The following is a 13485-nucleotide window of genomic DNA, read 5'->3' as shown; positions in this document are numbered from 1 at the left end:
CCCGCGATCCCTTCTGTTGAATTTGTTCCATCCCGAGGGCATGTTTGGAGAATCTTCTTACGCGGGAGGTCGGAACGGGAGATGAGAAAGCCGGTCGTCGGCGTGATCGGGAACGCCCATCGCGTCGAAAATCGATTTCAGGTCCAGATGGTCGGCGAGCGCAATTTGCGCGCTGTGGCCGAGGTTTCCGGCGGCCTGCCGATGATGTTTGCGGGAGCGCCCGACATCACCGATATCGGCGCGCTGCTCGACGTGGTCGACGGAATCGTGCTCACCGGCGCCCGCGCCAACGTCCATCCGACCCGTTTCAATGTCGATCCGTGCGAGCGGCACGAGCCCTACGACATCCACCGCGACGAGGTGGCGCTGGCGCTTTCGGTCGCTTGCGTGTCCCGTGGCATTCCGCTGTTCGGCATCTGCCGGGGCCTCCAGGAGATGAACGTCGCCTTCGGCGGCTCGCTGCATCCGGAGATCCGCGAAATCCCCGGCCGCATGAACCACCGCATGCCCAGGCTCGAGAACGGCGAGATTCATCCCGATCCGACCGTGGTGTTCGCCGACCGTCACGACGTCGACCTTACGCCGGGCGGCGCGTTCGCAAAACTGCTCGGCTGCGAGAAGATCAGGGTCAATTCGCTGCATGGCCAGGGCATTCTCGATCCCGGCAAGCGCGTGCTGATCGAGGGCGTCGCCGAGGACGGCACCATCGAGGCGATCCGCATCGCGGAAGCCCCGACCTTCGCGCTCGGCGTACAATGGCACGCCGAATACGACCCGCAGCGCAATCCGATCAACCGCAAGCTGTTCGAGGCGTTCGGCGAGGCGATGGTCGTGCGCCAGCGTGCGGCGGCGTAACAAGAAGCTCGCTCGCAGCCCTCGACTGAACGGCGCCTTGGTTTCGCAGCTTACGCCGTCCGCTCCATCCGTCGCGCGCGATAGGCTTGCGGCGACATCAGTGTCAGCTTGCGGAACGCCTTGCGAAAGCTGCTCTCGTCCTCGTAGCCGGCCGTGCGTGCGATGGTCTTGATCGGCTGCGCCGTCGTCTCCAGCAGCGTGCGCGCGTGCTCGACGCGGCGGCGCATGATGAAGGCTTGCGGCGGCTCGCGCGTGAGCTCCTGGAACTTCCGGTTCAGCGTGCGCTCGCTGAGGCCGAGTGCATCGGCGAGGCGCTTGACCGTCATCGGGCTCTTGCCGGTGCGGCGAACCAGGAGGTCGGCCCGGGTCAGCAGCGGGTCCTGCGACAGCAAATAGCCGACGGGCATGAAGATCGACTGGGTGCGTTGCGCGGTGTCGATGACGACGTAGTCCGCACAGAGCTTTGCAATCGCCTTGCCGTCGACCATCTCGATCAGCCTGAGCAGGAGGTCGACCCACGACATCGGTCCGGCCGCGCAGACGATGCGGTCCGCGACCGTGATGACGGCGTCGGCGGCGAGGTCGATGGTGGGATGGCGCTGCCGCAGCTCGCCTTGCAGCCACCAGGTGATGGTGGCGCGGCGGTGGTCGAGCAGGCCGCTGCCTGCAAGCAGGAACACGCCGCTGCAGAACGCGCCGATCAGCCGGCCGCTCGCATGCTGCTGCCGAAGCCAGGCGCCGGCGCGGGCATATTGCGGTTGCAGGCGTTCCGCCGTGACGTGATCGACGAGGTTGCCGGGGACGAGGATCGCGTCGAAGCGGCCGCGTTTGCCGACCGCGCCATCGACGGCGACCATCTGGCCGCCGCCGGCGCGCACCGGCTTGCCGTCGAGCGAAAGCACCTCCCAGGCGAAGCGCGTTTTCGCACCGCTCTGCTGCATCACGTGATTGGCGAGCGACAGGATGTCGGCGACCCCGGCGATCGCCGAATGCATACAGCCTTCCAGCGCCAGAATTGCGAGCTTCATGAGACCTCCAGGACAGGCGCGGCGATCCTAGCCGATCGGCGCGGGGCTGGGTGGCGGAAATTGCCCGATCTCTGTCTTATCCGCCACTGCCTTGCCGGCGCTGTCAGGTCCAGTCTCGTGCCGTCGTCACACGACATGATTGGAGAGAGACATGCCTTACGTCACCATTTCCACCGTCCGCGGCATCCTGGATGCCGCGCAAAAGAAGACCTTGCTCGAACGCGTCACCGATCTCTTGGTCGAGGTCGAAGGGCAGGGCAACCCGGATTTCCGCCGCAACGTCTGGGTCAGGATCGAGGAGCAGGAGCCGGCGCACTGGTCGCTCGGCGGCATGCAGCCGACGCCTGAGATCATCGCCGGTATGTTCGGCACGATCGGCGCGGATGGCGTGCGGGTCCCGCGGCCGTAGCAGCGCAGCGTGCGCGGGCGGACCAGCCCAAGGCATGGTTCGCCACCGCCCTGTGCTCAATCGATCTGCGGGGCGATCTCCATTGCATCGCACAATCACGATCATGGCCTGCACGCGGCCGCATTGAGGTTCGCAAGACGCGCACCATATGTTCTGCAAGGGAGCCCTGCCGTGCAGACCATGAAGGCGGCCCTCGTTGCGGCGATTGGCGTCGTGGCTTTGATCTGCTGCCTCCTTCCCAGCTCAGCGGAGGAGAACGGCCGTCTTGCATTGATCGTTTCGATCGACGGAGCCATCGGCCCTGCGTCGGCGAGCTACGTCAAGGAGGCTTTGGCCAAGGCAAGCGAACGGCGTGCCGAGGTCGTGCTTCTGAGACTGAATACGCCCGGCGGCCTCAATTCCAGCATGCGCGAGATCATCGCGGATGTGCTGGCCTCGCCGATCCCTGTCGTCGGTTACGTCGCGCCCTCCGGCGCCCACGCGGCGAGCGCGGGGACCTATATCCTTTATGCGACCCACATCGCGGCGATGGCGCCGGGCACCAATATTGGCGCCGCGACGCCGGTGCAGATCGGCGGGCCGCTGCCGGGTCTTCCGAGCGGACCGGCGGACAAGGGCGGCAAGGACAAGAAGGACGGTGACCAGCAGAGCGAGTCCAAGGATCAGCCCAAGGATGCCATGACGGCCAAGGCGACCAACGACGCGGTTGCCTTCATCCGCAGCCTTGCGGAGCTGCGCAACCGCAATGTCGACTGGGCGGAGAAGGCGGTCCGTGAGGCTGCCACGCTCTCTGCGAACGCCGCGCTAGAGGCTCATGCCATCGATCTCGTCGCGCGCGATCAGGCTGAATTGCTGAGGCAGATCGATGGTCGCGTGGTCGAGGTTGCAGGCGGCAAGACGCAACGCCTGGTGACGAAGGATGCCGTCGTCGAAGCCATCGATCCCGGACCGATATCCCGCTTCCTGGCGGTCATCACCGATCCGAACGTGGCGTTCATTCTCCTGATGGTCGGCATCTACGGCTTGATCTTCGAGTTCATGTCTCCTGGAGCCGTCGCCCCCGGAGTCGTCGGCGCGATCTGCCTGCTGATCGGCCTCTATGCGCTCAATCTGCTGCCGATCAATTATGCCGGCCTCGCCCTGATGCTGGTTGGACTCGTGCTTCTCACCATCGAAGCCTTCAACCCGACCGTGGTAATCGGGCTCGGAGGGATCATCGCGTTCGTGCTGGGAGCGCTGATGCTTTTCAGGGGCGAGGCGCCGGGCTACCACCTGTCGTGGTGGGTGATCGGCATCACCGCAGCAGTGTTCGCCGGCTTTGCGCTCGTCGTGCTCGGTTCGCTTCGGCGCGTCGGCAGGGCTCCTGCACTGGTCGGCGCGCAGGCCATGCGAGGCTTGCCCGCCGAGGTTCTCGACTGGAATGGGAACGAAGGTCATGTCTTCGCCCATGGTGAGCGCTGGCAGGCGCGCGGCGCCGAAACGTTCAAGCCCGGAGAGACGGTCGAAGTCGCCAACATCGTCGACCTGACGCTGCTGATACGGCGCGCACCAACAGGCGAGGGAGGTACATCATGATGCTGGAATATCTGACCTATGCGGCGCTTGCGTTGCTTGTCATCATGTTCCTGTCCCAGGCTATTCGAATCCTGCGCGAATACGAGCGTGGCGTCATCTTTACGCTCGGCCGCTTTACCGGCGTGAAGGGTCCGGGCCTCATCATCCTCATTCCGATCGTGCAGCAACTCGTGAAGGTGGATCTGCGGGTGATGGTGCAGGTCGTGCCGCCGCAGGACGTGATTTCGCGGGACAACGTCTCCGTCAAGGTCAACGCCGTTCTGTACTTCCGCATCGTCGACCCCGAACGGGCCATCATCAAGGTCGGCGATTACATGGCCGCCACCAGCCAGCTCGCCCAGACCACGTTGCGCTCGGTGCTCGGCAAGCACGAGCTCGACGAGATGCTCGCCGAGCGCGACAGGTTGAACGCGGACATCCAGGAGATCCTCGACAAGCAGACCGACGTCTGGGGCATCAAGGTCACCGGCATCGAGATCAAGGACGTCGATCTCAATGAAACCATGGTGCGCGCGATTGCCAAACAGGCCGAGGCGGAGCGGTTACGACGGGCCAAGGTGATCAATGCGATGGGCGAGCAGCAGGCTGCCGAAAAGCTCGTCGAGGCCGGCCGGATTCTCGCGCAGGAGCCTCAGGCGATGCAGCTACGTTATTTCGCGGCCCTGCACGACATCGCGGGCGAACGGTCGTCGACCATCGTCTTTCCGCTGCCGACGGGCCTGCTCGACCATTTTGTGCCTCGGCGCGACAACCCGTAGCCATCAGCGGCAGGATGACCCATCTTCGGCCCAAATGGAGGTGTCGAATATTGATCCCAACTTAAACGGGAGGAAAATTCGATGACGAAGCATGCCGCCAGACCAGCAAGCCGCCGCCGAAATCGGACATTGATGCTCACCGTTCCGCTGGTCGTCCTCGCACTTTGGTCGTGGAGGATCGATGCGGCGCAGGCCGCAGAGCCGGGCAAGGACGCGACGGCGGCCGGCCTGCCGCGCATTCTCGTGCTTGCGACGGGAGGCACCATCGCAGGCCAGGCCGACACGCGCGCGACCGGCGCGTACAAATCCGGCCAGATCACCGGGGAGCAGTTGATGCAGTCGGTACCGGGCCTGGACAAGCTCGCGAAGCTGAATGCTGAGCAGATTTCGTCGATCGGATCCCAGGACATGAACGACAAGGTCTGGTTTGCCCTGGCCCGCCGCATCCAGGACGCCTTCGACAAGAATGAAGCCGATGGAATCCTCATCACCCACGGCACGGATACGCTCGAGGAGACCGCGTTCTTTCTCGACAATGTCGTGCGCGGCGACAAGCCGGTGGTGATCGTCGGTTCGATGCGTCCGGCCACGGCGGTGAGTGCGGACGGCCCCGGCAATCTGTACGAAGCGGTGCAGGTGGCGGCCGATCCGCGCTCTCGCGGCCGCGGCGTGATGGCCGTGCTGAACGACAAGATCCAAAGCGCCCGCTCGATCACCAAGACCAACACCACGAGCATCGAGACGTTCAGCTCCCCCAATGACGGCCCGATCGGCTATGTCGACACCGCCGGCGGCATCCGTTTCATGACCCAGGCCGCCGGCAAGCGCACGACCTATCCGCTCCCGGCGGGCGAGCAATTGCCGCGCGTCGAGATCGTCTACTCGCATGCCAACATGGACGCCGTTCCGATCGAGGACGCCATTTCGCACGGCGCCAAGGGCATCGTGCTGGCCGGCGTCGGCGACGGCAACACGTCGAAGCAGGCCCTCGATGCGCTCGAAGCGGCGGCGAAGAAGGGCGTCATCGTCGTCCGCTCGACGCGGGTCCGATCCGGCTTCGTCACCCGGAATGTCGAGGTTGACGACGACAAGAACGGGTTCGTCGTGTCCGAGGACCTCAATCCGCAGAAGGCCCGTGTTCTCACTCAATTGCTGATCGCGGGCGGGGTTACGGCTCCGGCCGAGCTCCAGCGCGCCTTCACTGCAACGTGGTGATTGGGCGCGTCGTGTCCTGCAGGGTGGGTTAGCGTAATCCACCCTGCGACTCCCCAAAACGAAAAGGCGCTCCTCGCGGAGCGCCTTTTGCTTGTCGCAGAGAGTTTGGGCCGCTTAGCCCGAATAGTACATGTCGAACTCGACCGGGTGCGGGGTCATTTCGAAGCGCTCGACCTCGGTCATCTTCAGCTCGATGTAGCTGTCGATGAAGTCGTCGTCGAACACGCCGCCGTTCTTGAGGAAGCCGCGGTCCTTGTCGAGGTTTTCGAGCGCCTCGCGGAGCGAGCCGCACACCGTCGGGATCTGCTTCAGCTCTTCCTTCGGCAGATCGTAGAGGTCCTTGTCCATCGCCGGACCCGGATCGATCTTGTTCTTGATGCCGTCGAGGCCGGCCATCAGCATCGCGGCGAAGCCGAGATAGGGATTGGCGAGCGGATCGGGGAAGCGCACCTCGACACGCTTGGCCTTCGGCGAAGCGGTGTAGGGGATGCGGCAGGAGGCCGAGCGGTTGCGCGCGGAGTAGGCGAGCAGCACGGGAGCCTCATAGCCCGGGACCAGGCGCTTGTAGGAGTTGGTCGACGGGTTGGTGAAGGCGTTGATCGCCTTGGCGTGCTTGATGATGCCGCCGATGTAGTGGAGGCAGGTCTCCGACAGGTCGGCGTACTTGTTGCCGGCGAACACCGGCTTGCCGTCCTTCCAGATCGACTGGTGCACGTGCATGCCCGAGCCGTTGTCGCCATAGACCGGCTTCGGCATGAAGGTGGCGGTCTTGCCGTAGATGTGCGCGACCTGGTGGATGCAGTACTTGTAGATCTGCATGTGGTCGGCCATCAGCGTCAGCGTGTCGAACTTCATGCCGAGCTCGTGCTGGGCGGACGCGACTTCGTGGTGATGCTTCTCGACCTTGACGCCCATCTTGGCCATGGCGCCGAGCATTTCGGAGCGCATGTCCTGCACGGAGTCCTGCGGCGGCACCGGGAAGTAGCCGCCCTTGGTGCGGACGCGGTGGCCGAGATTGCCGCCTTCATATTCGGTGTCGGAGTTGGTCGGCAGCTCCGAGGAGTCGAGACGGAAGCCGGTGTTGTAGGGGTTGGCGGAGAAGCGCACGTCGTCGAACACGAAGAACTCGGCCTCGGGGCCGACGAACACGCTGTCGCCCACGCCCATCGACTTCAGCATGGCCTCGGCCTTCTTGGCGATGCCGCGGGGGTCGCGGTTGTAGGGCTCGCCGGTGGTCGGCTCGAGCACGTCGCAGGTGATGACCATGGTGGTCTCGGCGAAGAACGGGTCGATCGTCGCGGTCACCGGATCCGGCATCAGGCACATGTCGGACTCGTTGATCGCCTTCCAGCCGGCGATCGAGGAGCCGTCGAACATCGTCCCTTCGGCGAAAATGTCCTCATCGATCATGCTGATGTCGAACGTCACGTGCTGCCACTTGCCGCGCGGATCGGTGAAGCGCAGGTCGACGTATTTGACGTCGTTGTCCTTGATCGATTTCAGGACGTCTTTGGCGGTCTTCATGCATACCCCTTTTGGCTCTGCGGGTCGGTTTCCAGGTGAGCAAGATTGTTCTCGCTTTTGGCGAGTTCGCGCGCGAGCGCACAAACAAAATCAGGCCGCCGAAGCAGCCTTTTTCTTGTCGGAGTGTCGCAAAATGCGGGATAGCACCCGGCTCAGATAGCGTCCAGCCCGGATTCGCCGGTCCGGATGCGGATCGCCTCTTCGATATTGGAGACGAAAATCTTGCCGTCGCCGATGCGCCCGGTCTGCGCGGCGCGGCGGATCGCGTCGATAGCGCGCTCGACCAGATCGTCGCCGATCACGATCTCGATCTTCACCTTGGGGAGGAAATCGACGATGTATTCTGCGCCGCGGTAAAGCTCGGCGTGGCCCTTCTGCCGGCCAAAGCCCTTGGCCTCGGTCACGGTGATGCCTTGCAGGCCGACTTCCTGAAGCGCTTCCTTCACCTCGTCGAGCTTGAATGGCTTGATGATGGCTTCGATTTTCTTCACTGCGCGCCTCCCGGCCTTTCGATCAAATAGCAACGTCTTCGTCAGGATGCGCTTTTCTTAACGCACGATCTTGTCTTCGCTATGCCGGGATGCCTGACCAGCCCGGCAACAACGGCCGGCCACACCCTGATAGATTGCCAGTGAGCACGACGAACCGAAGCGGCTTCCTCGAAAGCAGGGTCTATGCCAAGTTGCAAATGCCCTGATTATTGGAGCGTTATCAGCCTTTTAACGCGCATCTCTGATAGGTGGAGCCGACTGGCTCAAAATACCGCAGACTACGAAATAGGCAATCGGTTCAATATCTGTGCAAATCGTTGTTCTGCGGGGTGGGTCGGTACGGAGCGTGCCTGTTGAAAAGGCGTTTGGACCAGGGAAGTGGCATGGAAGTTCTGACCAACGCTGAAATGCAGCGCGCCGACCAGCTCAGTATTGCGGCAGGCACGCCCGGCTTCAAGCTGATGCTCAGCGCGGGGCAGGCGGTCGCGGAGGCCGCCAATGCGCTGGTGGAGGAGGGGCCGATCCTGATCGTGGCCGGTCCCGGCAACAATGGCGGCGACGGTTTTGTCGCAGCCGCGGAGCTCGCCGCGCAAGGGCGCGACGTCTCGGTGATCCTGATGTGCGAGCGCGACCAGCTCCAGGGTGACGCGGCCTCCGCGGCGCGCGGCTGGAAGCACCCGGTGCTGCCGTTCAATCCGCAGGCGATCGGCAAGCCCGCGCTGATCATCGATGCGCTGTTCGGCGCGGGCCTCAGTCGCCCGGTCGACGGCGAGGCGCATGCGATGATCGAAGCGATCAACGCCAACGGCGCCCCGGTGCTCGCGGTCGACCTGCCGAGCGGCATCAACGGCACCAGCGCAGCTGTGATGGGTGCGGCGGTGAACGCCACCGAGACCGTCACCTTCTTCCGCAAGAAGCCGGCGCATTTGCTGCTGCCCGGCCGGATGCATTGCGGCCACGTGCGCGTCGCCGACATCGGCATCGACGCACAGGTGCTGGACGAGATCGCGCCGCGGACCTTCGAGAACGATCCGGATTTCTGGGGCACCGCCTTTCCGGTGCCGCGCATCGACGGCCATAAATACGCACGGGGCCACGTGCTGGCGGTCTCGGGCGATGCCGCCGCGACCGGCGCGGCGCGGCTCGCCGCCCGTGGGGCTTTGCGGGCCGGAGCGGGCCTCGTGACGCTGGCGACCCCGCGCGATGCGCTCGCGATCAATGCCAGCGCGCTCACCGCGGTGATGGTTCGCGCCTGCGACACAGCGGTCGAATTCGGCGCGTTGCTCGGCGACAAACGCTACAACACCTGCCTGATCGGACCCGGCGCGGGCGTCGGCGATCGCACCTGCGATCTGGTCCACACGGCGCTTCACGCGCAGCGGCATCTGGTGCTGGACGCGGATGCGCTGACGAGCTTTGCCGCAAACCCCGAGCGGCTGTTTGAATCGATCAAGTCCTCTGAGGACAGTGCGGTCGTGATGACGCCGCACGAGGGTGAATTTCCGCGCCTGTTCTCCGACCTCAGCAACAAACATCCGGGCCGCTCGAAGCTGGAGCGAGTCCGCGCCGCCGCCGAGCGCTGTGGTGCGGTCGTGCTGCTGAAGGGGCCGGATACCACCATCGCCGCGCCCGACGGGCGCGCCACCATCGCCGCCAACGCGCCGCCCTGGCTCGCCACCGCCGGCGCCGGCGACGTGCTCGCCGGCATCATCGCAGGACTTCTGGCGCAGGGCGTGCCGGCCTTCGAAGCCGCCAGCATCGGCGTCTGGATGCATGGCGAGGCGGGAAGCGAGGCGGGGCCCGGCCTGATCGCGGAGGACCTGACCGAGACGCTGCCGGCCGTGCACCGGCGGATCTATAATGCGCTCGGGGTGGAGTATTAGTGCTCAGGCTGCTCGCACTCACCGATATGGGCGAGGCCGCGCAGGTCCATCGGATTGCGTTCGACCAGGCGATGCCGTGGCTCGTTGGGCTGCACACGCCCGATGAGGACCGCTGGTTCTACCGCGAGCGCGTATTCACGACGTGCCGTGTGTGGGGGCGGTTCGATGATGACGTCCTGAGCGGGATCATCGCCTTCCACGAAGGTTGGGTTGAGCAGCTCTATGTACTGCCCGTCGCACGGGGGGCGCGGCGTCGGCACAGAACTCCTTGATGTCGCCAAGCGGGCCAGCGACCGGCTGGAGCTCTGGACCTTCCAGCGCAACGCGCCGGCGCGGCGCTTCTATGAGACGCGCGGGTTCGCACCGGTTGAACAAACCGACGGGGCGCGGAACGAGGAGCGGGAGCCTGACGCTCGCTACCTCTGGACGCGGCGGTAGTCGCTCACTCCACCCCATACCAGCGCACCAGCCGTGGCGCGGCCCAGTCGGTCACGACGGATTCGATCAGCCAGGGTCCGGGTGAGGTCGCCGCGAACGCGACGCGCTGGGTTTGGCCCGGCTCGATTGCGAGCGTGTCGAGCCAGTAGGGCTTCCAGCCGTCGTCGAGCTTGTCGAGCAGGCGGAAATGATGGCCGTGCAGGTGAAACACGGTCGTGGCCGGTCCGGGGTTCTTGAGGGCCAGCGCGACGGTGCGGCCGGCCCTGGCGCGGAAGACGGGATTGGAGGAGACGGAGAAGCTTGCAGGCCGTGCCCAGCCGGCGTCGGGCGCGCCGAGCGCGACATCGAACCGCAGGGCGCCTTTGAGGTCGAGCTTCTCGGGGAGGTCGTTCAGGGGGAGCGGCTGTGGCGGCAACAGCGGCGCGCGCCGCTCGAGCTTGCCTGATATCGTGAGGCTCCCGACCTGGCGCGCCTCCTTGCCGTCATGCAACAGGAATGGGGCCGATGTGGCCGCATCCACGAAGGCGTCGGCGCGTGCGCCGGGGGCGAGCACCAGGGCGCCGTTGCGCGCCGGGAATGGCTCGGCCGGCTGTCCGTCCAGGGCCATCACCTGGACCTCGTGGCCTTCCAATTTGATCGCCAGAACAGAACGTTGCGAGCCGTTGATAAAGCGTAGCCGCAGCCGCTCGCCGGCCGCCGCTGAGAGTTCGAATGAAGTCCGGCCATTGAGGGTAAAGAGCGGTGTCCTGCCCTCAGGTGCGCGGCCGGGCGGAAGCGCGGTCCCATCCGGCCGGAGCCGCCATTCCTCGATCAACAGGACCTCGTCGCGGTCGACAGGGACGCGATTTGTCTCGCCGGCGATGATCGGAAGCGGGCGCGCGGGCAGCTTCAAACCGTCTTCGAAGAGACGGAAGTCGGCTGCCAGAGTTCCTGCATTTGGTATTGAAACAATTGAGGTTTCAGTCACATCCGGCGCAGTCGGCGTACGCCCTCGCAACGGGTCGGCCCCGGCCGGGCCATTCAGGCCGTACCAGACTGGCGCAAGCGGGACAGGCAGGTCGTTCCGGAAGACCACCTCGCAGCGGTCGCCTCGCTTGAGACGGACGTTCCCGATATGGCTTACGGCGGCGAGCTCCCAGATCGGTGTCGCCGGCTGACCCGGTCTGAGCGCCAGCGTTGCCGGCCTTGCCTGCAGGGCGAGCTGGGCGGTGACAGCGGGGGTTGCGCCGCCGGCGATCAGCCCGGCCGCGGAGGCTCCAAGTCCGGCTCCAAGTCCAGCTCCAAGTCCGGCCAAAACCTCACGCCGGGTCGGGTCAGAGATCCGCGTTTTCATGGTTCGATGCGGACCATGAAGCGCTGGATAAGTCCAGCCGTCGCGCCTACTTAAAGCCTGACTCTATCGGGCCATTTTTTTGCTGCGAACAGTCAGGCACATGCTATAAGCCCGGCCGCCCGCGGCATCGCGGCCGGTCTTGATGCAAATTCACGCGGGCGTGGCGGAACTGGTAGACGCGCTGGATTTAGGTTCCAGTGACGAAAGTTGTGGGGGTTCGAGTCCCTCCGCCCGCACCAAGCGCTTTCAGCGTTTGCACGGATTACCGAAGGGCTGCTTCCTCACGGAGTGTTTCCGGCGGAAGTGGTCCGATGAACCACCGGCGTTGAGGCGTCTTGCCTTGCGCCGGTTCGATTAATGACAGCGTCCCGACGCATGCGTGCCGGGGCCGAGCGAGAAGAAGATTGGACGCCATGCAGGTCACAGAAACCCTCTCGGAAGGTTTGAAGCACGAGTTCAAGATCAGCGTTCCCGCGTCTGATCTCGACGCCAAGGCTGGTGCCAAACTCGTCGATCTCAAGGACAAGGTCCGCATCAACGGCTTCCGCCCCGGCAAGGTGCCGGTCGCTCACCTGAAGAAGGTCTATGGCCGCTCGGTGATGGCCGAGACCATCGACCAGACCATCCGCGACACCAACACGCAGCTGTTCTCCGATCGCGGTTTCCGCCTCGCGACCGAGCCGAAGATCACCATGCCGACCGAGCAGGCCGAGGTCGAGGAGCTGCTCAACGGCAAGACCGATCTGACCTACACGGTCGCGATCGAAGTGGTGCCCGCGATTGCGCTCGCCGATTTCAAGAGCTTCCAGGTCGAGAAGCCCGTCGCTGACGTGTCCGACACCGATGTCGACGAAGCCATCAAGCGTATCGCCGACAGCAACCGCGGCTATGCGGCCAAGGCCGAGGGCGCCAAGGCCGAGTCGGGCGACCGCGTCACCATCAACTTCAAGGGCACCATCAACGGCGAAGTCTTCGAGGGCGGCACCGGCGAGGGCATCCAGGTCGCGATCGGTTCCAATACTTTCATCCCCGGCTTCGAGGAGCAGCTCACCGGCATCGGCGCGGGCGAGACGCGCACGCTGAAAGTGTCGTTCCCCAAGAACTACATGAACGACAAGCTCGCCGGCCAGCCGGCCGAGTTCGAGACCACCGCGACCTCGATCGAGGCGCCGCAGGACGTCGCGATCGATGACGAGTTCGCCAAGACGCTGGGCCTCGAATCGCTGGACAAGCTGAAGGAAGCCGCGCGCGAGCGTCTGGCTGCCGAGTTCGCCGGCGCGACGCGCCAGCGCGTCAAGCGTGCGCTGCTCGACCGCCTCGACGAGGCGCATCGCTTCGAAGCGCCGCCGTCGCTCGTCGACGAGGAGTTCAATCTGATGTGGAACTCGGTCAAGGCCGAGATGGATTCGGCCGGCAAGACCTTCGCGGACGAGGATACCACCGAAGACAAGGCCAAGGACGAGTACCGCAAGATCGCCGACCGCCGCGTCCGGCTCGGCCTCGTGCTGTCCGAGATCGGCGAGAAGAACAAGATCACCGTGACCGACGACGAGGTCGGCCGCGCCGTGATCGAGCGCGCTCGCTCGATGCCGGGCCGCGAGAAGGAAGTCTGGGACTATTACCGCAGCAACGCCCAGGCGCTGGCCCAGCTTCGTGCACCGATCTACGAGGACAAGGTCGTCGACTTCATCCTCGAGCTCGCCAACGTGACCGAGAAGAAGGTCTCGCGCGAGGACCTCTACAAGGACGAGGACGCGGAAAAGACCGCAGCCTGAAGGCTCTAGAGCGTTTTCGAGCGAAGTGGATACCGGTTCGCGTAAAGAAAACGCGTCAAACTTAGAATCTAGAGCCCCGTTCCGATTCAATCGGAACGGGGCTCTAGGAGCCTGTCCGAGTAGTCCCTGTTCAATTGGTCGGGAGTCTGATTCTATTTGCGTCCATGAGCAAGTATTTTCGGCCCTGGAAGATTGATCAGC

At 64.6% G+C, this 13485-nt stretch carries 11 protein-coding genes, 1 tRNA gene and 1 pseudogene; 9 read left to right on the top strand and 4 right to left on the bottom strand.

The genetic code is table 11. The annotated features are described in order from the left end of the window. Positions 1 to 81: 81 nt before the first annotated feature. Positions 82 to 855 (top strand): gamma-glutamyl-gamma-aminobutyrate hydrolase family protein, encoded by a 774-nt coding sequence (locus tag IVB46_RS21195; protein ID WP_071913319.1) that lies wholly within the window; start codon positions 82 to 84, stop codon positions 853 to 855. Positions 856 to 905: 50 nt separating this feature from the next. On the opposite strand, the gene IVB46_RS21190 is transcribed toward IVB46_RS21195, so the two are convergent. Further along, the gene (locus IVB46_RS21190) at positions 906 to 1883 is read right to left on the bottom strand and encodes a helix-turn-helix domain-containing protein (RefSeq protein ID WP_247301990.1); all 978 of its coding nucleotides are present in this window, start codon (positions 1881 to 1883) and stop codon (positions 906 to 908) included. Positions 1884 to 2034: 151 nt separating this feature from the next. Here IVB46_RS21190 and IVB46_RS21185 point away from each other — a divergent pair, with 151 nt between their 5' ends. The 4 genes from IVB46_RS21185 (at position 2035) to IVB46_RS21170 (ending at position 5840) form a co-directional block, all read left to right on the top strand. Then, entirely contained in the window at positions 2035 to 2292 is a 258-nt protein-coding gene (locus IVB46_RS21185) for a tautomerase family protein (protein ID WP_212483336.1), read from the top strand. 171 nt (positions 2293 to 2463) lie between these two features. Then, positions 2464 to 3867 carry a nodulation protein NfeD gene (locus IVB46_RS21180; protein ID WP_085400722.1) on the top strand — a complete coding sequence of 468 codons (1404 nt, stop codon included), beginning with the start codon at positions 2464 to 2466 and terminating at the stop codon, positions 3865 to 3867. Beyond that, the gene (locus IVB46_RS21175; protein WP_063982951.1) at positions 3864 to 4625 is read left to right on the top strand and encodes a slipin family protein; all 762 of its coding nucleotides are present in this window, start codon (positions 3864 to 3866) and stop codon (positions 4623 to 4625) included. Before IVB46_RS21180 ends, IVB46_RS21175 begins: the two co-directional genes overlap by 4 nt. Before the next feature lie 81 nt (positions 4626 to 4706). After that, the gene (locus IVB46_RS21170; protein WP_247301989.1) at positions 4707 to 5840 is read left to right on the top strand and encodes an asparaginase; all 1134 of its coding nucleotides are present in this window, start codon (positions 4707 to 4709) and stop codon (positions 5838 to 5840) included. Positions 5841 to 5954: 114 nt separating this feature from the next. Here IVB46_RS21170 and glnA read toward each other — a convergent pair whose 3' ends face one another. Together glnA and IVB46_RS21160 are read right to left on the bottom strand one after the other, a co-directional pair. Further along, entirely contained in the window at positions 5955 to 7364 is a 1410-nt protein-coding gene (gene glnA / locus IVB46_RS21165; protein ID WP_247343410.1) for a type I glutamate--ammonia ligase, read from the bottom strand. Between the two features lie 152 nt (positions 7365 to 7516). Beyond that, positions 7517 to 7855, bottom strand: a complete 339-nt coding sequence (locus IVB46_RS21160) for a P-II family nitrogen regulator (protein WP_007603495.1) — start codon at positions 7853 to 7855, stop codon at positions 7517 to 7519. Between the two features lie 383 nt (positions 7856 to 8238). Here IVB46_RS21160 and IVB46_RS21155 point away from each other — a divergent pair, with 383 nt between their 5' ends. Beyond that, positions 8239 to 9738 (top strand): NAD(P)H-hydrate dehydratase, encoded by a 1500-nt coding sequence (locus IVB46_RS21155; protein ID WP_247301987.1) that lies wholly within the window; start codon positions 8239 to 8241, stop codon positions 9736 to 9738. Then, positions 9738 to 10176: pseudogene (locus IVB46_RS21150) on the top strand (GNAT family N-acetyltransferase). The gene IVB46_RS21155 and the pseudogene IVB46_RS21150 overlap by 1 nt, the downstream one beginning before the upstream one ends. Before the next feature lie 4 nt (positions 10177 to 10180). Here IVB46_RS21150 and IVB46_RS21145 read toward each other — a convergent pair. Continuing rightward, positions 10181 to 11509: a multicopper oxidase domain-containing protein gene (locus tag IVB46_RS21145; RefSeq protein WP_247301985.1), complete on the bottom strand. Its 1329-nt coding sequence runs from the start codon at positions 11507 to 11509 to the stop codon at positions 10181 to 10183. A gap of 154 nt (positions 11510 to 11663) precedes the next feature. Here IVB46_RS21145 and IVB46_RS21140 point away from each other — a divergent pair. Then, positions 11664 to 11748: transfer RNA gene (locus IVB46_RS21140), tRNA-Leu, on the top strand. A gap of 174 nt (positions 11749 to 11922) precedes the next feature. Beyond that, on the top strand, positions 11923 to 13284 hold the full coding sequence (gene tig / locus IVB46_RS21135; RefSeq protein ID WP_085400716.1) for a trigger factor: 1362 nt from the start codon (positions 11923 to 11925) through the stop codon (positions 13282 to 13284). The last annotated feature ends 201 nt before the right edge of the window (positions 13285 to 13485 follow it).

It is taken from the genome of Bradyrhizobium sp. 61 (genome assembly GCF_023073075.1).
Lineage (GTDB): Bacteria > Pseudomonadota > Alphaproteobacteria > Rhizobiales > Xanthobacteraceae > Bradyrhizobium > Bradyrhizobium barranii.
Note: the sequence above shows the minus strand (reverse complement) of the source record. Positions and strands in the feature narration are given on the sequence as shown.